Origin of the sequence: Ligilactobacillus murinus DSM 20452 = NBRC 14221 (genome assembly GCF_001591685.1) — a bacterium.
Taxonomy (GTDB): Bacteria; Bacillota; Bacilli; order Lactobacillales; family Lactobacillaceae; genus Ligilactobacillus; species Ligilactobacillus murinus.
Genome location: NZ_BCVJ01000002.1, coordinates 16,457 through 35,529 on the forward strand (window position 1 = coordinate 16,457; position 19,073 = coordinate 35,529).

Annotated in this window: 18 protein-coding genes, 1 other RNA gene and 1 pseudogene; 17 read left to right on the forward strand and 3 right to left on the reverse strand. The window is 39.7% G+C overall.

Going from position 1 to position 19,073, the window contains the following annotated elements:
• Positions 1-101 precede the first annotated feature (101 nt).
• The gene (gene mvk, locus LMU01S_RS00960) at positions 102-1,046 is read right to left on the reverse strand and encodes a mevalonate kinase (protein ID WP_056960372.1); all 945 of its coding nucleotides are present in this window, start codon (positions 1,044-1,046) and stop codon (positions 102-104) included.
• 259 nt (positions 1,047-1,305) lie between these two features.
• Here mvk and LMU01S_RS00965 point away from each other — a divergent pair, with 259 nt between their 5' ends.
• The 7 genes from LMU01S_RS00965 to LMU01S_RS00995 all read left to right on the forward strand — a co-directional run bounded on the left by LMU01S_RS00965 (position 1,306) and on the right by LMU01S_RS00995 (position 9,979).
• Positions 1,306-4,101, forward strand: a complete 2,796-nt coding sequence (locus tag LMU01S_RS00965) for a helicase C-terminal domain-containing protein (protein WP_056960373.1) — start codon at positions 1,306-1,308, stop codon at positions 4,099-4,101.
• Positions 4,102-4,147: 46 nt separating this feature from the next.
• A complete protein-coding gene (locus LMU01S_RS00970) occupies positions 4,148-4,645 on the forward strand; it encodes a cell wall elongation regulator TseB-like domain-containing protein (RefSeq protein WP_056960374.1) in 498 nt (165 codons plus the stop codon).
• Between the two features lie 18 nt (positions 4,646-4,663).
• The gene (locus LMU01S_RS00975) at positions 4,664-5,851 is read left to right on the forward strand and encodes a pyridoxal phosphate-dependent aminotransferase (RefSeq protein WP_056960376.1); all 1,188 of its coding nucleotides are present in this window, start codon (positions 4,664-4,666) and stop codon (positions 5,849-5,851) included.
• 18 nt (positions 5,852-5,869) lie between these two features.
• Positions 5,870-7,171: an asparagine--tRNA ligase gene (asnS, locus tag LMU01S_RS00980; RefSeq protein ID WP_004047811.1), complete on the forward strand. Its 1,302-nt coding sequence runs from the start codon at positions 5,870-5,872 to the stop codon at positions 7,169-7,171.
• A 67-nt stretch (positions 7,172-7,238) separates the two neighbouring features.
• On the forward strand, positions 7,239-7,958 hold the full coding sequence (locus LMU01S_RS00985) for a DnaD domain-containing protein (protein WP_056960378.1): 720 nt from the start codon (positions 7,239-7,241) through the stop codon (positions 7,956-7,958).
• Entirely contained in the window at positions 7,948-8,586 is a 639-nt protein-coding gene (nth, locus tag LMU01S_RS00990) for an endonuclease III (RefSeq protein WP_056960380.1), read from the forward strand. The genes LMU01S_RS00985 and nth overlap by 11 nt, the downstream gene beginning before the upstream one ends.
• 121 nt (positions 8,587-8,707) lie before the next feature.
• Complete coding sequence (locus LMU01S_RS00995; RefSeq protein ID WP_004047805.1) at positions 8,708-9,979, forward strand: cation:dicarboxylate symporter family transporter; 1,272 nt, start codon at positions 8,708-8,710, stop codon at positions 9,977-9,979.
• Positions 9,980-10,175: 196 nt separating this feature from the next.
• Here LMU01S_RS00995 and LMU01S_RS01000 read toward each other — a convergent pair whose 3' ends face one another.
• On the reverse strand, positions 10,176-12,491 hold the full coding sequence (locus LMU01S_RS01000) for a transglycosylase domain-containing protein (protein ID WP_056960381.1): 2,316 nt from the start codon (positions 12,489-12,491) through the stop codon (positions 10,176-10,178).
• Between the two features lie 212 nt (positions 12,492-12,703).
• Positions 12,704-13,306 carry a Holliday junction resolvase RecU gene (gene recU / locus LMU01S_RS01005; RefSeq protein ID WP_056960383.1) on the reverse strand — a complete coding sequence of 201 codons (603 nt, stop codon included), beginning with the start codon at positions 13,304-13,306 and terminating at the stop codon, positions 12,704-12,706.
• 132 nt (positions 13,307-13,438) lie between these two features.
• Here recU and LMU01S_RS01010 point away from each other — a divergent pair, with 132 nt between their 5' ends.
• From LMU01S_RS01010 to rnpB, 10 genes and pseudogenes are all read left to right on the forward strand, one after another.
• Complete coding sequence (locus tag LMU01S_RS01010; RefSeq protein ID WP_056960385.1) at positions 13,439-13,987, forward strand: SLOG family protein; 549 nt, start codon at positions 13,439-13,441, stop codon at positions 13,985-13,987.
• Positions 13,988-14,449: 462 nt separating this feature from the next.
• Positions 14,450-15,259 (forward strand): annotated as a pseudogene (locus tag LMU01S_RS01015) (phage portal protein); the annotation flags it as partial.
• Complete coding sequence (locus LMU01S_RS01020; RefSeq protein ID WP_056960388.1) at positions 15,225-15,527, forward strand: hypothetical protein; 303 nt, start codon at positions 15,225-15,227, stop codon at positions 15,525-15,527. The pseudogene LMU01S_RS01015 and the gene LMU01S_RS01020, both read left to right, overlap by 35 nt.
• A complete protein-coding gene (locus LMU01S_RS01025) occupies positions 15,460-16,758 on the forward strand; it encodes a structural protein (RefSeq protein WP_156470362.1) in 1,299 nt (432 codons plus the stop codon). The genes LMU01S_RS01020 and LMU01S_RS01025 overlap by 68 nt, the downstream gene beginning before the upstream one ends.
• Positions 16,745-16,921, forward strand: a complete 177-nt coding sequence (locus LMU01S_RS10390; protein ID WP_156470363.1) for a hypothetical protein — start codon at positions 16,745-16,747, stop codon at positions 16,919-16,921. The genes LMU01S_RS01025 and LMU01S_RS10390 overlap by 14 nt, the downstream gene beginning before the upstream one ends.
• 46 nt (positions 16,922-16,967) lie before the next feature.
• Positions 16,968-17,306: a YjcQ family protein gene (locus LMU01S_RS01030; RefSeq protein WP_056960391.1), complete on the forward strand. Its 339-nt coding sequence runs from the start codon at positions 16,968-16,970 to the stop codon at positions 17,304-17,306.
• A 198-nt stretch (positions 17,307-17,504) separates the two neighbouring features.
• Positions 17,505-17,819, forward strand: coding sequence for a hypothetical protein (locus LMU01S_RS01035; protein WP_056960393.1), 315 nt, complete (start codon positions 17,505-17,507; stop codon positions 17,817-17,819).
• Between the two features lie 236 nt (positions 17,820-18,055).
• Entirely contained in the window at positions 18,056-18,208 is a 153-nt protein-coding gene (locus LMU01S_RS10395; protein ID WP_156470364.1) for a hypothetical protein, read from the forward strand.
• A 51-nt stretch (positions 18,209-18,259) separates the two neighbouring features.
• A complete protein-coding gene (gene gpsB / locus LMU01S_RS01040) occupies positions 18,260-18,601 on the forward strand; it encodes a cell division regulator GpsB (protein ID WP_004047746.1) in 342 nt (113 codons plus the stop codon).
• A gap of 18 nt (positions 18,602-18,619) precedes the next feature.
• Positions 18,620-18,995: RNase P RNA component class B (rnpB, locus tag LMU01S_RS01045), an RNA gene on the forward strand.
• Positions 18,996-19,073 lie beyond the last annotated feature (78 nt).

The window sequence follows — 19,073 nt, forward strand, 5'->3', positions numbered from 1 at the left end:
TGTTGGTCTAATGACCAGAAAGCGATATAGTTTTCCTTTCATAGTGCTACATTGATAACTATATATGATCAGTCACACATTTTTAGCTTTCTAACTGATGATCATTTTTTGAGTGGTTCGATCCAAGCTGCGATCGCGCCGTTAGCGAGCAAAAGATCGGAGAGTTGCTTGGCTGAGCGCTGATCTTTGACAAGACAGATAAAACAACCTCCACGGCCACCACCAGTCAATTTAGCGCCTAAAGCTCCATTTTGCAAAGCTAGTTCGATCAATTTATCTAGCGTTGGCTCGCTGACATCTAATTGCCTTAAATATTTTTGGGCTGCATTTAGCGTCTGACCTAGACCTAAAACGTCATTTTGTGCTAATTGCTTGCGTGCTTGCCAGCTTAAAGCTCCGATCGCTGTGATCGTGTTTTTAGTCGCAGTAGGTGTAGCTTGAAGTTTTTCTTTGACAGTTGCGATCGCTTGCGAAGTCTGACCTTTGATACCACTATCACATATCACCAAATAAGCATCTAGCTCAAGTGGGATCGGGTCGATCGTTTGGTCACGGATCATCCAGATCGGAGTGGCCGAAGAGGTCGTCGCTGCATCTAAGCCACTTGGATTTTTATGTGTATCTTTTTCAGCCACATCAGCAAGTTTTAAGAGCGTTTGATGATCAAGTTCTAGAGAAAATAGATCGTACATCGCGCGGATGATCGCTACTGCGACCGAGGCTGATGAGCCCATCCCGCGTTCGATCGGTAATTGGCTAGTTACCTGAAGCGTAAAGCCGATCTCTTTATTTTGTTGAGTCAAGATATACATGACTAAATGTTTGATCCCCTGCATAAATTCGGGGACTTCAGCGATCGGACCCGTATAGTAACTACTTTCTAGTATTTGTTGGTCATCTTGGCGCAAGGTCATCTTAGCATGAGTCTTAAGTGTTTTTAGTGGTAAAGCGATCGCTGGTTGCCCGTATACGACCGCATGCTCACCGATCAAAATGATCTTAGCATGACTAAAACCTTGGCCGGTCTTTTTTTGTGTGCTAAGCAAAAAGAGCACCCTTTCTATCGTGTCTATTCTAAATATTTACAATGAAAAACATTGTAATTTCAAACTAAATTATACCATACCGCTAAATAAGGATGGATAAGTCTCAAACTAGATTATACCTGTTTAGTGTTTAGGCGACAAGTTTAGACCGGTAATTAAGGATAGTTCGATCAAAACGAGCTGATCACTGGTTATTTATTTTTAAACTGAGTGTGATAGAATTATTGTCAGAAAGATTATTTAAAGTCGGTGATGATAAATGACTAAATCAAAAACCTATGCAGTAGTCGATCTTGAGATGACGACCCCTGCATTGGATGGAACTGGAAGAATTATCCAATTTAGTTGTACTTTTATTGAAAATGGAAAAATCTCAGATACCTTTAGCACGTTGATCGACCCACAATGTCCGATCCCACCAGAAGTGCAAAAGCTGACCGGGATCAAGAACAGTGATGTTTCCAAAGCACCATTATTCAGTGATGTAGCGGATACGATCTATGCATTGTTACAGGATACAGTTTTTGTAGCGCATAATATCATGCAGGATTATCGCTTTTTAAATGCAGAGTTTGAGCGTGCGGGCTATCCTGAACTTGAATTAAAGGGGATCGATACGGTGCAGTTGGCTCAGATTTTATTGCCGACGCAACCTTCATATCGATTAGTTGATCTGGGTAACTATCTTGGGATCAAGCATGAACGCCCGCATCAAGCAGATAGTGATACCTATGTTACAGCAGAGTTATTTTTGTTTTTGCAGAAACGTTTAGAATTGTTACCATCAAGTGTCTTACAAACTTTATGTAACTTGAGCGGTGCGTTGCTTTATGATACAGCAGAGTGTTTTAAAGAAGCATATGCTAAGCAAAGAAAAAAAGCCCAGCCGTTAGCTAAAAAGTGGATGCAGATCGAAGACTTGGTTATTTTGAGGCCAAATTTCAAGACAAGGGATAATATAGCCCTGACATTTCCTAAGACTAAAGAAGAACAAGAACAACTCTTTTCAGGAAGTATCGAGTGGCGTGATGAGCAAGTCAAAATGATGTCTACGATCGCCGATTTCTTTGATGATCCAAACGAACGGCGCTTGTTACTTGAAGCACCGACCGGGATGGGAAAGACTTTGGGGTATTTAGTGCCGGCCGCATACGCTTCGACCCAAGATAAGCGTATCGTGATCAGTACGGCAACAACAGCCCTTCAAGCCCAACTGGCAGAAGAGATCGATCTGACCTTGAAAAATCTTTTCCCATTTGATCTTGATGTCGTTGTTTTAAAAGGAAATCGTCATTATATCGATCTAGATAAGTTTTGGCGTTCGTTGAAACAACCTTACAATAAAAATTCGCGTTTATTACAGATGCGTTTGATCGTTTGGTTATTACAGACCAAGACCGGTGATCTTGATGAGCTTAGATTGACGACACGGCAAGATCCTTTATTTGCTAATATCGAGCATACTGGTTTTGATAGTTTAGAGCCAACCAGTCCATTTTATCGCGTCGATTATCTACGCTTAAATGAGATCGCCAAAGAAAACGCCTCATTTATCATTACAAATCATGCATATCTATTGACCCATGCCACTGATTTTAAGGGCAATGACTTGGAATTGATCGTTGATGAAGCTCAAAATCTCCCAGCTACAGTAGCTAAAAGTGTTCAGCAAGTTTTGGATTTTGATGAGATCAAGATCCTCTGTGATAGTATGTTAGTCAAAATGGAGTCGCAGATCTCATTTTCATTTGAACAATTGATCGAGCAAAGTCTGTTGACTAAAAAACAATACCATGCTCTTTTAAAAGATCTCCAAGTGTTAGATCACGATATGTGGGATCTAAGGGCTGCTTTTATGCGAAGGTTCCTAAGATTCCGACAAAATGGGATCACTGAGCAACCATTAACTGAAAAGAAGTTTTTGGGATTTTTAAAGGAACATTATGGTGTGATCAATAAGATAACTCGCGCCTATGACGGTTTTTTACAGCAATTTGCGTGGCTACAAAAAGTATTTTTCAAAGCCAGCCGTTTAGAACAGATCGATCAAACGGCGACGTTATACTTATTGGATTTTTTTAGATTAGCTTCGCAATTAGTGACAGCTTTTGAGCCTTGGCAAAAATTAGCCTTTACGGATCTTGAAGCTAACCAAACTAAGCAATTGATCTGGTTGAGTATCGCTGAACAAGAAACTGCACATTTACGTTTACACTTCAGCTATTTAGATGGAGCTGACTTCTTACAAAGTAAAGTGTATCCAAAGTTTGAACATGTATTGTTTTTAGGTGCAGGTTTATTTACAAAGCAGACTCATGCTTATACGTTAAAACAATTAGACCTACCTAAAGATACGCGTTTATTGAGCTACCAAGGTAATTTTGACTATCAAAAAACCTTAGCGTTGATCGCAAAGGACGCGCCTAATGTTGGTGCGACTGAAAATGAGGAATATGTTAAGTACCTAGCTAAGACTATTTATGATCTAACTGCTAAAAATCAATGTCAGACAATGATCTTATTCAATTCATTAGATGAACTTGAACGAACTTATGAGTATCTAGCAGTCTTAGGTCTTACCAAAGAAAGAGAAGTTTTAGCTCAAGGTGTCAATGGAAGTCCCGAAAAGTTAAAGAAACGTTTTACCTTGAATCAAAGTCAGACAGCGATCTTGCTTGCGACGGGGACATTTTTTGAAGGGATAGATCTACCCGAAAAATTATTAGAGCTTTTAGTGATCGTACGTTTACCATTTCAAGCACCTAATACCTTATTTAATCAAGTTCGATATGAGCGTGCACGCCAAGTCGGCGATGATCCGTTTACGACATTAGCTTTACCTGAAGCAGTTTTGCGTCTAAAACAGGGCTTTGGTCGCTTGATCCGGACGCCAAATGATCGTGGAGCTTTTGTCTTATTAGATTCAAGGATCTTGACTAAGCGTTATGGTAAAGAATTTAAGCAAGTCTTCCCAGATAAATTAGAATTACGCCCAGTTTTGACAGCTGAGATCCCGAAACTAGTTGCTGATTTTTTACATGACAAACAGCGCTAACTTGGTATAATTGAACTAAACAGTTTTTGACTAGAGGAAGGAATTTATGAAGCGGACAACGAGGATCAAAAAGAAAACAAAGTATCGTTTGTGGTATCTCGGAGTTTTGACCGTCTTGGTATTAGTGCTCGTCATTTTCAACTTGGCACTTTCGCCTATGAGAAATGCCAAAAAGCAAGCAACGCAATTAGCACAACAATACGCTGGCTTAAAAGAAGAGACGGCCTTTTATCACTACAATCGAAATCATACTTATTACACGGTCGCAGGAACTAATGATAAAAAACAAAAAATTTATGCCATCGTTGCACAAAATGGTAAGAAGATCAACGTTTACCAGCAAAACGAAGGGATCTCTGAAGCAAGTGCCAAAAAGATCACTCAGCAAACTGGGAACGTGAAAAAGATCACCCATACTGCTTTAGGGATGCATAAAAATAAACCAGTCTGGGAAATAAGTTATCTTAATTCCTACGGTAATCTTTGTTATGATATACTTGATTTTAAAACAGGAAAAGTTGTTAAAACGATCCAAAATATTTAATTAAAGGGGCCATTCAAGATGGAATTATCAAAAAGAGTACAAAATGTTTCACCCTCAGCAACTTTAGCTTTATCAGCTAAGGCAAAGCAATTACAAAAAGACGGCTATGATGTCAAAAATTTAACTGTTGGTGAGCCTAATTTCAATACGCCAGAGCATATCAAAAAAGCAGCGATCCAAGCGATCCAAGCGGGGAAATCAGATTTTTACACCGCTGCTTTAGGGATCGTTGAATTACGCAAGGCGATTGCTAAAGCAACTAATGCTCAATATCACACTGATTATACGTTTGAAAATGTTGCTGTTACAGTAGGGGGAAAATTCTCTTTATATGCGATTAGCCAAACGATCCTTGATCCAGGCGATGAAGTCTTGATCCCCTTGCCATATTGGGTCAGTTATAGTGAACAAGTCAAGTTAGCTGAAGGTAAACCAGTTTTTGTACTGCCTGAAACTAAGAGCTTAAAGGTAACGGTAGCTGCTCTTGAAGCTAAACGAACTGAAAAAACGAAGGCCGTGATCATTAACTCACCGCAAAACCCTTCTGGTGTCATTTACACTAGAGCTGAGTTAGAAGCGATCGGAAATTGGGCCGTAAAAAATAATATCTGGTTAATTGCTGATGACATGTATAATAAGTTAGTTTATAATGGAAACAGCTTTGTTTCTTTAGTTGAACTTTCAGAAGCAATCAAGCAGCAAACGATATTGACCAATGGTTTTTCTAAAACGTACTCGATGACTGGGTGGCGTGTGGGCTATACTTTGGCGAAGAAAGAATTGATCGCTAAGTTAGGTACTGTGGTCGGGCATGCGACTGGAAATCTTTCGGCGGTCAGCCAATATGCAGCCTTAGCAGCTTTGGAACAAGACCAGGCTTGTGTTGAAGAGATGCGCCAAGCGTATGAAATGCGACTAAATGAGATCTATCCTTTAGTGGAGAAGATCCCTGGTTTCGAGCTGACAACTAAGCCGGAAGGTGCCTTTTATCTATTCCCTAACATTCAAAAGGCTTTAAAAGCAACGGGATTTAGTGATGCACCAAGTTTTGCTGATGCCTTATTGAGCGAGGCCTTTGTTGCTGTAGTTCCAGGGGAGGCCTTTGGGATGCCCGGACATATTCGTTTGAGTTATGCAACTTCACTTGAAGATCTGCGTGAGGCGATCGTGCGAATAGAAAAATTTGTTGAAAAATATAGTAAATAAAATAGGAGGAAAAATTTAGTGGAAACTATCAGTATTATTAACGCTAAAGACTATGTTGACCAAAAAGTAAGAATTGGAGTTTGGTTGACTAATAAGCGCTCCAGCGGTAAAATCGCCTTTTTACAGCTGCGCGACGGAACAGCTTATTTTCAAGGAGTCGTAGTTAAGAATAATGTTTCTGAAGATGTATTTAAGCTTGCAAAAGAAGTAAGACAAGAAGCAAGTATGTACGTCACAGGTACGATCCATGAAGATACACGCTCACACTTTGGCTATGAGATCGAAATTGAAGATATTGAACTGGTAGGTCAAAGTGAAGACTATCCGATCACTCCTAAAGAACACGGGACAGATTTCTTGATGGATCATCGTCATCTTTGGTTGCGTTCGAAGCGTCAATTTGCAATCATGAAGATCAGAAACGAAATGATCCGTGCAACTTATGAATTCTTCAACAAGGAAGGGTTCATCAAGTTGGATTCACCGATCTTGACCGGTAGTGCTCCTGAAGGCACAACAGAATTGTTCCATACTGAATATTTTGAAAAAGATGCTTATCTTTCACAATCAGGTCAGCTTTATGCTGAAGCTGGGGCAATGGCTTATGGGAAAGTCTTTACTTTCGGGCCAACATTTAGAGCGGAAAAATCCAAGACACGTCGTCATTTGATCGAATTTTGGATGATCGAACCAGAAATGGCATTTATGCATCAAGAAGAAAGTTTAGAGATCCAAGAACGCTATATTGCTTACTTGGTTGAAAAAGTACTTGAAAATTGTGACTACGAACTTGATATTTTAGGACGAGATAAGGAAGTCCTCAAGCGCTATACGCAACTACCTTATCCACGCATTTCCTATGATGATGCGATCAAATTATTACAAGAATCAGGTAAATTCCCAGATGTAAAATGGGGCGAAGATTTCGGTTCGCCAGAAGAAACTTATTTGGCAGAACACTTCAGCAAACCTGTTTTTGTGTTGAACTACCCTAAAGCGATCAAACCATTTTACATGAAACCACATCCAACTAGAGAAGACTTAGTTGTATGTGCTGACTTGTTAGCGCCAGAAGGCTATGGTGAGATCATCGGTGGTTCTGAGCGTGCGACTGATCCAGAATATTTAGCAAAACAAATTGAAGATGCAGGTTTAAATAAAGCTGATTATGAATGGTACTTAGATCTACGGCGCTACGGTAGTGTACCACACTCTGGCTTTGGACTTGGTCTGGAACGTGCAGTAACTTGGATCACAGGTGAAGACCATATCCGGGAAGCTATTCCATTCCCACGTTTATTAAACCGGATCTACCCATAATAGTTGGTGGGCTGCGGGACATGACCGAGTGTTGTGTCCTGTTTTTTACTTAAAAAGGAAGATCAAGATGGATAAAATACTACGAAAATATTTAGCTGCTGGACAAATGACAGTTTCCAATCTATTGTTGAATAATTATCGTCAGTTAGGACTAGATGAAGCTGAGTTTATCTTGATGTTACAGCTCATGAGTCGAACGCAGCAGGGAAACGCGATCGATCTAACTGAAATTTCACAAAGTATGCAGCTTGATACTAGTAAGCTGGGAAATTTATTACGTAATTTGATCGAAAAAAAATTTCTTAGATTAACGACAGCAACTGATGTGGCGGGACGTAAGTATGACAAGTATGATTTTACGCTACTTTACGAGAAATTATTTGCTTTAGAACAAAATGAAGTAACAGCTGAACTAACACAAAACAAAACGACCAGTAAGCAAGAAGTTTATAAAAATATTGAGGTCGAATTTGGCCGTCTTTTGACCCCGATGGAACTACAAACGATCGATAGTTGGCTCAATACAGAAAATTATTCACCCGAATTGATCGTTTTAGCTTTACGTGAGGCCGTTTTAAATCAGGTTTATAGTTTGAAGTATATTGATAAGATCTTATTGAGCTGGGAAAAGCAAAATATCAAAACTAGTGCCGATGTGCAACGATTACGCCAACAGCGCCGACAAGAAATGGCTAAAAAAGCACAACCAACTGCACCTAAGCAAAATAAAGCTAAACCAAGTATTCCAATGTATGATTGGTCAGGAGGGATCGATGATGCTAAGTAGTGAAGAAACGACACATGCGATCGAAATCATGGGTGAAATGTTTCCCAATGCCACAACATCATTGACGAAGACAGATCCGTATCACTTTATGCTTTCAGTGATATTGAGTGCTCAAACTACTGACAAAGCTGTTAACTTGGTCACACCAGCTTTATTTGAACGCTATAAGGATCCTGTTGACTTAGCGAATGCGAGCCAAGCAGAAGTTGAAAGCTATATCAAAACGATCGGTCTATATCGCAATAAGGCGCGCTTTTTGATCAAATGCTCACAGGAACTGGTCGAACGCTTTGATGGGGTCGTCCCTAAAACTAGAAAAGAGCTGATGAGCTTAAGTGGGGTCGGACGCAAAACAGCGGATGTGGTTTTAGCTGAATGCTTTGGGATCCCAGCATTTGCAGTTGATACCCATGTCAGTCGCGTTGCCAAACGTTTAGGGATGGTTCCAGCTGATAGTGATGTTTTAACGATCGAAAAGATCTTAATGCAAAAAGTCCCACAAGATCTATGGATCAAAGGGCATCACCGGATGATATTTTGGGGACGATACCAATGCATGGCAAGAAATCCGAAGTGTAGTTCTTGTCCACTATTAGATATTTGCCCAGAAGGCCGATCAAGAGTGTAAAAACCGAACATAATTAGTGATAAAGATATAATTTTAATAAAAAAACAAACAACATAATGAATTTTTATGTAAAATATGGTAAATTATTAACTGGCATAAAAATTCTATGGAGATGGTGAATTTGAAAAAGTTAAAAGTATATCGTTTGTCACTTGGGTGGCAGATAATTTTAGGCCTGTTGATCGGAATCGGTTTAGGGGTCATATTTGCTGATGATAAAGGATTTATCAAATTTGCAAATGGACTCGGATCGACCTTTATCAATATGATCTCGATGATCGTCTTGCCGATCGTCTTTTCAAGTTTAGTTGTAGGGATCGCTAATATGGGCGATATCAAAAAGTTAGGGCGGATCGGACTAAAAACTTTGATCTATTTTGAGGTGTTATCAACGATCGCCTTTATCGTTGGGATGTTAGTCTCTAATCTTTCCCAGATCGGATATATGCTTGATTTAAGCAAGTTGTCCCAAGTTGATATTTCGACATATGTTAAAACAGCTAAACAGGCTTCGCACAGCGGATTAGGTTCGATCTTGATGTCGATCGTGCCATCTAATTTCTTTGATGCATTAGCGACAGGTCAGATGCTACCAGTGATCTTTTTCTCTTGTTTATTTGGGTTAGGGATCGCGGCAATTGGTGAAAAAGGTAAGATCTTATTACAATTTTTCCAAGCTGTAGCAGAAGTAATGTTCAAGATCACTGGTTGGATCATGTATTTTGCACCTTTTGGGGTCGCAGGCTTGATCGGGGCTACCGTCGCTCAATTGGGGCTCGAGTCGTTAAAACCATTAGGATTATTTATCGTAATGTCTTACGCAACGATGATCTTCTTTATTTTAGTAGTTTTAGGGATCACATCTCGGATCTTTGGTTTTAAGATCATGGACCAATTACGAGTAGTCAAAGATGAATTGGTGTTGGCCTTTACAACGGCTAGTTCAGAGGTCACATTACCACGGTTGATGGAAAAAACTCAAAAATTAGGCGTTGACCAAGCGATCAGCTCGTTCGTTATTCCGACTGGTTATACCTTTAACTTGGACGGCTCTGCGATCTATCAATCATTAGCAGCTATCTTTTTAGCCCAAGCCTATCATATTGATCTTTCGTTGAGTCAGCAATTGACTTTATTATTAGTTTTAATGATCACTTCTAAAGGGATGGCAGGCGTTCCTGGGGCGTCATTTGTTGTTTTATTAGCGACAGTTTCAACGATCGGTGTTCCAGTCTCAGGCCTAGCTTTGATCGCTGGGATCGATCGTTTAGTTGATATGGGACGGACAGTTGTCAATGTTGCAGGAAATGTTACTGCGACATTGATCATCGGTAAATCAGAAAATGAATTTGATCAAGAAAAACATGATAAATATGTAGCCTCTTTTAAATAAAAGAAGCATAAAAAGAGGCTGTGACATAAGTCTCTATCTTTAGAGAAGACCACTCGAATTATTCAAAAAAATTCGAGTGGTCTTCTTTATTTGGATCAGTTGGTGATGTTGTTTTTGCATAAAAAAACACTCCTCCACATTGCTGAGGGGAGTGTTTACGAGTCTATCCATATCAGTTGATGGACACTTTGTTACTTTATTGTGGTGGATTTCCACTGTCAGTTGTCTGATTCTCCGCTTGTGAGTCAGGTTCGGCTGGTGGTGTAGAATTTGCTGAACTAGAATTATCGTCGGTCGATTGCGAAGGCTGACTTGACGAGTGACTCTCAGAGCTACTTGAACTTGAAGAAGTTTCTGAAGAACTTTCTGAGCTAGCTGAACTTTCCGAGCTTGAAGAAGATTCAGACGATGAACTCGAAGTTTCTGAAGAACTTGAGCGACTAGAACTTGAACTACCAGAAAGTTCCGAGCTTGGAGCAGCAGAACCAGCCAAGTAAAGTTGACGGACACCATTGATATAGCGAACATAGACGTTGCTTGGTTTGCGCCAATCGGTGTTGGTCTTTCCTTGCGACATGTAGGTCATGATGTTCTTATAGAAAAGTGATGCTAAAGCAACGGAATTGTTATCCAAGTAATTACCCGCTTCGTATTGGTGGTCATAACCGACCCAAACAGAGACAGAGTAGTGTTTGGTATAACCGTTGAACCAAGAATCCATTGTAGCATTATCAGGGAATTTAGCTGAGATATCAGATGGGTAAGCGTTAGTCCCAGTCTTACCGGCTTGATATAAACCGCTGATATTAGCTCGAGTACCTGTTCCTTCAGGTGAAGTAATAACACCTTTGAGCATATCGGTGATCATATAAGCTGTTGATGACTGCATGACTTGTTTACCAGAACTTGAAAATTCTTTGCGTTCGCCATCACCAGTTACGATCTCTTTGATATATTGTGGTTGGTAATAAGTCCCACCATTGGCAAAGGCCGCATAAGCTGCAGCATTTTGGAGAGTCGAAGAAGGTAACCCGATACCGTTTTGATATTCTAGGGTCTTATCGTAGTTAAAGCCCATTTGTGAAATGAAGTTTTGAGCTTTTGTGATCCCCACTGCGGCTAAAGCCCGGATCGCAGGGACGTTACGTGATTCGACCAAAGCTTGGCGCATCGTCATCAGGCCTTTGTATTGGTGGTCAAAATCGTATAGTTGAATATTTGTTCCAGGGTAAACATAACGATTGTCTTTGATCGGATGATACGTAGCCCAATCGAGATATTCGATCGCAGGTGCATAATCCATCAAAGGCTTAGCCGTAGAACCATTTGTCCGATCAGTTTGAACGGCACGATTGAGTCCAAAGGTAACATCGCCAGTCTTACGTCCACCAAGCATCGCGACCACATTACCATTATCTGGATCGATCACAGTTGAAGCAACTTGGATATTGTCATCGGGGAAGTTCAAATATTCATCGCTATTTGCGATCTCATAGAGACGTTTTTGGATCGCCATGTCTAAATTAGTGTAGATCTGTAAGCTGTCTTTATAAGGATCATAGCCTTTCTTCTTAGCTTCTTCGATAACTTGTTTGATATATGGATCAGCGATCTTTTCAGTTGAGGTCACAGTTTTTGAAGTGTTCTTCTCAACTAGACCAGTGGTGATGCTTTCTTGTTTAGCTTCGTTAGCTTGAGCTTGGGTGATCTTTTTATTAGCGACCATCGCATTTAAAACATCATCCCGACGCTTTTTAGCAAATTCTGGATTAGTATAAGGATTGTAAGAGGATGGGGCATTTGGGATCCCAGCGATCAAAGCTGTTTGAGCTAAGTTTAATTTATCCAATGTCTTACCAAAATAGTATTTAGACGCAGTCTGCATCCCGTAACATCCGTCACCCATGAAGACTTTATTGACATAGAAAGTCAAAATTTGATCTTTGCTGTATTGGCGGTCCATATTGATGGCTAGCCAAGCTTCTTGGGCTTTACGCTTGATCGTTTGGTCAGAGCGCTTGGTCGAGAAGTAGGAGAGTTTGATCAATTGCTGATCTAATGTACTCCCACCTTGTAATCCAGCTGAACCAGACGCATTAGACATTGCAGCTGATACGATCCGCCATGGGTCGACCCCATGATGCTTATAGAAACGACGGTCCTCGATCGAGATGACCGCATCTTTTAATTGCTGTGGGATGTCTTTTTCTGCAACATAGGTCCGGTTTTCGGTCCCTAAAGACATGATCTTTTTGCCATTTGAATCATAAATGACCGTTGAACCGGCACTTTCAAGCTGTTGCTCACTTAATTTAGGAGCACTGCTTGCATAGACAAAAAAGACGGTGACTCCAACCACTAAAGCAGCTACTAGGGCGACTGCAAAGGATATTAAGATCTTGAGCCACATTGGCTTTTTGCCAGCGCGTGAAGCTTTTTTCTTACCGCTACGCTTTAAACGACCATTTTTCTTCGGGCCATTTGTGCGCGAGTATTTCGGATTTTTATCCATAACGATGCTGCTACTATACAAATGTGGAATCATAAAATATATGATCAGAAAGAATATAGCGTTCCTTTCTTAATTTTAGTTACTACAGTTATATAGTGATAAAGTGTAGTTTAGGCAAATTGCCTGACTGGGTCATTGTAAGTATCAGTCACACATTTTTAACTTTCTAACTGATATAGCTAACTGTATTTATCCACTAGGGAAACATTGAACTACTTTTTAAGCAGTAGATCAACGTAATTTAGATATGGGATACGGGGCCGGAGCGCATAATCGATCTCAAAGCCATCGCGTTCGATCACTGCTTTTGGGATCGATTTGCGCCCAGTTGCTTGGGCATCCCAGTAATCAAATAAAATATCAGCCGGCATCAAAAACACCTGATCAGTTGTGACGAATTTAACGATCGTAAAGCAGATACCAGCTTGATCTTGACATGCTTTCATGTGTTTTATCTGGTGAGCATGAAAGTTACTGAGCGGAAATGAGGTCTTATTTTTAGTCTCTTTTGCTTCAAAATCAAGATAATGACCACGATAGACACCATTGTAATCAGTGGTAGAAGCTTGTTTGAAATAAGCTTTTTTGATCACTGCGGCGCTACGTTTGGGATAATAAACATCAACGATCTGGATCGGTGTCGGCTTTTTGTGAATGACCGCGATCCCAGCTGAAAGATAGTATTTGTTGCTTTCGTTTATTTCATCTTCTAACGACATTCCGCGCTTTCCATAAATAGTATTGTTGGCGCGGCTTTTTTTACTCGCACTATTTTTAGTAGTGAACAAGCCGCCGTTTGGATAGTGGATTGCCATAGATAAATATCACGCTCCTATCCGGTTAATTATAACAAATTTAAACAGTTATTGGCAAAAAGTTGGGTGAAATTTAAAGCAAAAGATTTGTGGTATTATAAGGTAAAGAAAATATTTTGTGAGGTGAAATGCGTGCGTTTATGGGTAAGTGGCTATCGAAGTTACGAACTAGGGGTCTTTAAATTAGATGACCCCAAGATCGAAGTTTTAAAGTATTGTTTGCGTAAAAATTTTATGCAAAATGCTGATATGGGGCTTGAGTGGATCATTTCTGGAGGCCAATTGGGGATCGAACAATGGGCGTTAGAAGAAGCAGTTTCTTTTACTAAAGAATATGTAGGCGTCAAGACCGCATTGATGTATCCTTATACAGAATTTTCCAAAAATTGGCAAGAAGATAAGCAGATACAGCTAGCACAGTTAGAACAACAAGTTGATTTTTGTGCTAGCGTAAGTAAACAACCATATAGTTCACCAATGCAGTTGAAAAATTACCAACAATTTATGCTAGCACATACGGATAAAGCGGTCTTGATCTATGACCAAGAACATCCCGGCAAGCCAAAATTTGACTATGAAGCGATCAAACGTTATCAACAGACACATACTTATGAGCTTGAGGTGATCGATATGTATCAGCTTCAAGATGAGGCAGAACAGTATTTAGAGCAAAAATACTAATAGGTTGATTCAAGAGCACTAAAAACTGATCATTAGTTGTTTTAGTGCTCTTGATTTGTACATGTGATCAATTAGTATTAACCATGATTTATCGAAAAAGTCAGTCATGAATCAGTCAGAAATTTACAAAGCTAACGAATTTGTCCAGAAGAGTTAGGAAACAAATCATTATCTTGGTTCAATGTATCACGCAAAATGGATAGTGTGATCGCTCGTGTTTGGAAAGAGTCCTGCATTTATGGCAGGGCTTATTTTTATGTCTACAGTCACGATAGCGAGATCTATGTTACTGATGTTTAACCACTCGATACCTTTGTGATCTACGACAATACAGTAGCACATAAGCCACTGTATGCAGTTCGCTATGGTCATATCGGTTCAGCTAATTATAAGCTCACAGTTTTTTCTGAGCATTACTAATGGGAGTCTGATACTAGTCGGAATACAAGTAATTTCGGTGCCCGGACAGCTAACCCGTTTGGGATGATCCCGATAATCGAAGCAGTGGAAAACGATGAGCGCCTAAGCGTGATCAAGAATGTTTTACCGCTGATTGATGAGATAGACAAGGCGATGTCTGAGAAAGCAAATGATGTTGATTATTTTGCTGATGCATACATGAAAGTCTTAGGGGCGATCCTTAGTGAAGATGATCTTGAAAATTTGCGCAACTATCGGATCATCGATCTGAAGTCTAGAGAAAGTGATGATCCAAGCGAAACACCAGAAAGCTTAGATATTGACTTTTTATCTAAACCAAATGCTGATGAGACGCAAGCAAATCTGATCGATCGGATCGTTGACAACCTATATCAAGTTTCGATGATAACTAACTTGAACGACAAAGATTTTGGTAATTCAACTGGTGTGGCACTCGAAATGAAGTACAAGCCGATGCTAAACCTAGCTACTCTCAAGTCTCGTGGTTTTACGGAGTCGCTGAAAGATATGTATCAAGTCGTATTTGCGTCAGATCTGATCGAAAACATCATTCGAGAAGCGTGGAAAGACGTTGATATCAATTTCCAATACGACCTACCACACGATACGCTTTCAGAAACTCAAACGGCACAGATCTTAGCCAACCTGGTATCAAGTGAGATTTGGCTTAAGACGCTGTCTATCGTTAATGATCCACGCCAGGAACAAGAACGAATGGATCGAGAGAAAAACGAGCAGATTAAGGCAAATATGCAAGTGCTGAAGCAGACAAATGCTTTTACGGATGGTGATGCAAATGCAAACAGTCGAACAAGTCAAGAAAAGGATTGATTATCTGCTCGAACGTGATCAAGCAACTGAAGCTGAGATCGAAAAAGTATACAACGAAGCGGTCGATACTTTGCGTGCGATCGTGAGCGATGTGCACAATCGTTATGCTGTTGATGGCGTGGTCGTGCCAGCTAATTTGTATGGTAAGGTCACAGTAAAAGACATGCTTTTACTCAAACAACAGTATGACAAGCTCCCAGATGACCTATCAGCGTCAGAACAAGACCGAGTGGACTTATTACACTGCGATGAGTCAAACGTCGCCTAAAGGGCTGATAACGGCTTTGGTGGGGATGGCTCTTATCGCTGTTGTTCACAAAGTCGGAAAGATCATCGATAAGAATAACCAGACTGCAGTCAAAGAAGAGATCGCCTATCAAGCAAAGCATGAAGATATCCCTAAAATGTCAGTCAAGAAGTATGCTAGCCCAGAGTTCAAAGTCAAGACAGGAAAAGACTTTATTCCCTGGACTGAGCGAGTATTGACAGATCACGATCAAGCTGTCAACCGGATCAGCAATGTGATCAATGGCATGGTATCGCAAGGAATGCGTGCAGAAGATATCGCAAATCATTTTTATCCGGGAAATGCGGAAAGTATGCGTGCTGATAATATTCCTAAGATCATTAGGGATGCGACAGTCAAAGCTAAGCGAACAGCTCGGACTGAAGCAGCTGCACGAGAAGATGCTATCACTGAGCAAAGTTTTAAAGCAAATGGTGTAAAGTATTATGACTGGGTCACAGAACCGGGAGCATGTAAAATCTGCACTAACTGGGCTATCTCAGGGCCGTATAAAGTTGGTGATGAGTCCAGTCCGCGAGTTCCCGGTAGTTCGCACCCTAATTGTCGGTGTAGGAGAATTAGATCAGAAAGTTTGGAATTCTTAAAGCAAGAGGAAACAACTCGTATTACTCGTAAAAAATATGATGGTGTAACACTTTCCGAAGTTTTGGCGGTAAACAGAAAACTGGTCAATTCATATAAATTTCATGATAAATTCTCTAAGCTGGATTTACCAAAAAAAGTTCAAGAGTCTATTTATCAAGTGTCTATGAAGATATTAGAAAATAGAGATGGTTCTATCGGAGAAGATATAGCAGCGATTGATAGTAGATCAGGGAAAGTTCTTTTTATCAATCAAGATTCAAATGCAGAAGGAAAGGTAAATCCTACTCCTGAGCAGTACGAAAAAATTATGAATAATAACAGTAAAGTGGTTTTGGTCCATACTCACCCTGGAAACGGGAGACCTTCAATTGCCGACATATTAACCTTAGAACGTGGTGAAAAATATGTGCATAGTTCAGTGATTGTAGGGCATAAAGGCGCCGTATATGAAATCTCATTACGTAAAGATAAGAAATTTGAACTTGAAAAAGCTTACAACAAAGCTTACAATGAACTTGTAAGGAATGGTAATTCTTCGCAAATTTCAAAATTGAAGGCGACAGATATTTTGTATAATGAGAGGTACTTTAACCATGACAAATACTAAAATAAGTTCTACTAACTATGATTGGTTAGCAATTGACGATACTGAATACTATCATTTGCCTGATGAAGAAGGGACAGACTTAGAAAAAAGTTTCATTCAAAAAGTGGAGAATAATCCCGAATATGCCAAAAAATGGCAAGAGTTTATAGAAGATTACAGTTGATTTGCACTCGTGGTTGGGTGCTTTTTTAGTACGCGGAGGGGTGAATATGAAGTCTAATTCCTATGCTCGAGTAGCATGCAAGATCTTGAAATATCTAAATGACTGTTACGAAAACGGCTTAGAAGCTAGTATTGATAGTCTAAACGCAAATATGTTAGGTATTTCAGATCGGCAGTTCTATCAGACTATGAAAATGCTGTCTGATGATGGTTACGTTAAGGGAGTTGAGTTTATGGATGTTGTTCCACCAGAAAACAGTGTACTCAATCATCCGAGAAACTGGCACATTACTAGCCAAGGTATCCAGTATCTGGAAGAAAATTCACTAATGCAAAAGGCTTACAAAGTAGCCAAAGAAGCTAGAGACTGGTTACCGTTGATATGAACAAGCAGGGAGAACTCTGAAGAAGTTAAATGAAATCGAAGAAAAAGAAAGACTAGCGGAATACGGTGCTAGTCTAACGATCTTGATCATTATTTTGGTGGGGTTATTTGTCTTTACTTACGGTTTGATATGGTCCTTAGCATATGAGCCTGAGAACTATTATCTAAATAATATCAAAAATGGAAGGAAGTTATATTAATGGAATTTGAGAACTTTAAGTTTAGTTTGACTGAATACGAATTAGATGAAAATGTTCCTGCAATTGATATTGATTTTCCTAACTGGAATGGTGGCGGTTATCGTGATGAACTAGAAATTCCAGGAGATTCACTTTCGATAGTATTTCTAGAATGGACAGAATACGATGGAGGCGAGATTTGTTCTATTCAAGTTGTTGATCCCGAAGCATTTTTAAAAGCACCTGAATTGGATGATATTGAGGTCAACGGTTATAATGTCAAGGAACTCATTAGGGTAGCATATCGTCGATTGAACATTGAACGATTAGTTTAACTTCTAAGCACTCGTCGTCGGGTGCTTTTTTAGTACACGAAGGGATGAATGTGAAGGATGATTCCTATGCTCGAGTAGCATTCAAGATCTTGAAATACCTAATGATTGTTACGAAAACAGATTAAAAGCTAGTATTGATAGTCTAAACGCAAATATGTTTGGGCATTTCAGATCGGCAGTTCTATTAGACTATGAAAATGCTGTCTGATGATGGTTACGTTAAGGAAGTTGAGTTTATGGATTTTGTGAAATTTTTATTGACAGTTATGTTGATCTTTGGTACTCGTGACTTTTTGTTGACACTTGCACAAGGATATTTAGCACAAAAAATGATCGATAAAAAGTATCCAAAAATTTATATTTACAAGTGTCAAATAATTATGCTATAATAGACGACGTTATGAGTTAAGTTCCTAATATGCAAATGAGGTGCAGTTTCGATGGAAAATGTAAATCTTACGCCTAAGGACATCGTAAATAAGAATTTTTCACGCGGTCTACGCGGTTATGACTCGAATGAAGTTGATGAATTTTTGGATCAAGTTATCCAAGATTATGAAGCATACGCTAAAGAAAATCAACGTCTTCAAATGGAGAATGATCGTTTAGTAAGCAAAGTCGATGAATTGACAAAGCAAGTTGCGGTCGGTTCTTCGGGTCAAACAGCTCGTCCAACGACGAATATGACTAATATGGATGTTTTAAAGCGGTTGTCTAACTTAGAGCGACATGTTTTTGGTGCTCAACTTAATGATGATGACGATCGTAGTAATCGTTTTTAAATAAGTAAATAATGTGTAGTCTTCTGGTAATCGCGGTCTATTATATATAGGCTGAGGAAAGTCCAAGCTTGCACAGGCTGCGATGCCTGTAGTGATCGTGCTTGCTGAAAAAATAAGGCAAGGTACCATTTTTTATGGTAACGGCAGATAAAAGGGCTAAAGTCATTTGACCATGTCCGAGTAGTCTTGAAAAGTGCCACAGTGACGAAGCAATAGTGGAAACATTATTGGTGGAACGAGGTAAACCCCGCGAGCAGGTAACCCAAACTTTGGTAGGGGCGCTTCATGACGGAAATGAACTAATCATGGGGGCGAGTTATTTAACTCGGAGATAGATGATTACCACCGATTTTAGCTCCTGGGCTAAATGACGTACAGAACGTGGCTTATAGAGGACTACATATTCAGGAAATGACTAGGGCGGAAGGAAACTTTTGTCCTAGTTTTTTTAATGTGAAAATCAAGTTATTAA

What these genes read in the sequence shown, in the direction of transcription:
- LMU01S_RS10390 (WP_156470363.1), top strand. Translation starts at nt 16,745, where the DNA reads ATGACAAATACTAAAATAAGTTCTACTAACTATGATTGGTTAGCAATT.
- LMU01S_RS01020 (WP_056960388.1), top strand. Translation starts at nt 15,225, where the DNA reads ATGCAAACAGTCGAACAAGTCAAGAAAAGGATTGATTATCTGCTCGAA.
- recU (WP_056960383.1), bottom strand. Translation starts at nt 13,306, where the DNA reads ATGGCAATCCACTATCCAAACGGCGGCTTGTTCACTACTAAAAATAGT.
- LMU01S_RS01035 (WP_056960393.1), top strand. Translation starts at nt 17,505, where the DNA reads ATGGAATTTGAGAACTTTAAGTTTAGTTTGACTGAATACGAATTAGAT.
- nth (WP_056960380.1), top strand. Translation starts at nt 7,948, where the DNA reads ATGCTAAGTAGTGAAGAAACGACACATGCGATCGAAATCATGGGTGAA.
- gpsB (WP_004047746.1), top strand. Translation starts at nt 18,260, where the DNA reads ATGGAAAATGTAAATCTTACGCCTAAGGACATCGTAAATAAGAATTTT.
- LMU01S_RS10395 (WP_156470364.1), top strand. Translation starts at nt 18,056, where the DNA reads ATGGATTTTGTGAAATTTTTATTGACAGTTATGTTGATCTTTGGTACT.
- LMU01S_RS00965 (WP_056960373.1), top strand. Translation starts at nt 1,306, where the DNA reads ATGACTAAATCAAAAACCTATGCAGTAGTCGATCTTGAGATGACGACC.
- LMU01S_RS01025 (WP_156470362.1), top strand. Translation starts at nt 15,460, where the DNA reads ATGACCTATCAGCGTCAGAACAAGACCGAGTGGACTTATTACACTGCG.
- LMU01S_RS00985 (WP_056960378.1), top strand. Translation starts at nt 7,239, where the DNA reads ATGGATAAAATACTACGAAAATATTTAGCTGCTGGACAAATGACAGTT.
- LMU01S_RS01000 (WP_056960381.1), bottom strand. Translation starts at nt 12,491, where the DNA reads ATGGATAAAAATCCGAAATACTCGCGCACAAATGGCCCGAAGAAAAAT.
- LMU01S_RS01030 (WP_056960391.1), top strand. Translation starts at nt 16,968, where the DNA reads ATGAAGTCTAATTCCTATGCTCGAGTAGCATGCAAGATCTTGAAATAT.
- LMU01S_RS00970 (WP_056960374.1), top strand. Translation starts at nt 4,148, where the DNA reads ATGAAGCGGACAACGAGGATCAAAAAGAAAACAAAGTATCGTTTGTGG.
- LMU01S_RS00975 (WP_056960376.1), top strand. Translation starts at nt 4,664, where the DNA reads ATGGAATTATCAAAAAGAGTACAAAATGTTTCACCCTCAGCAACTTTA.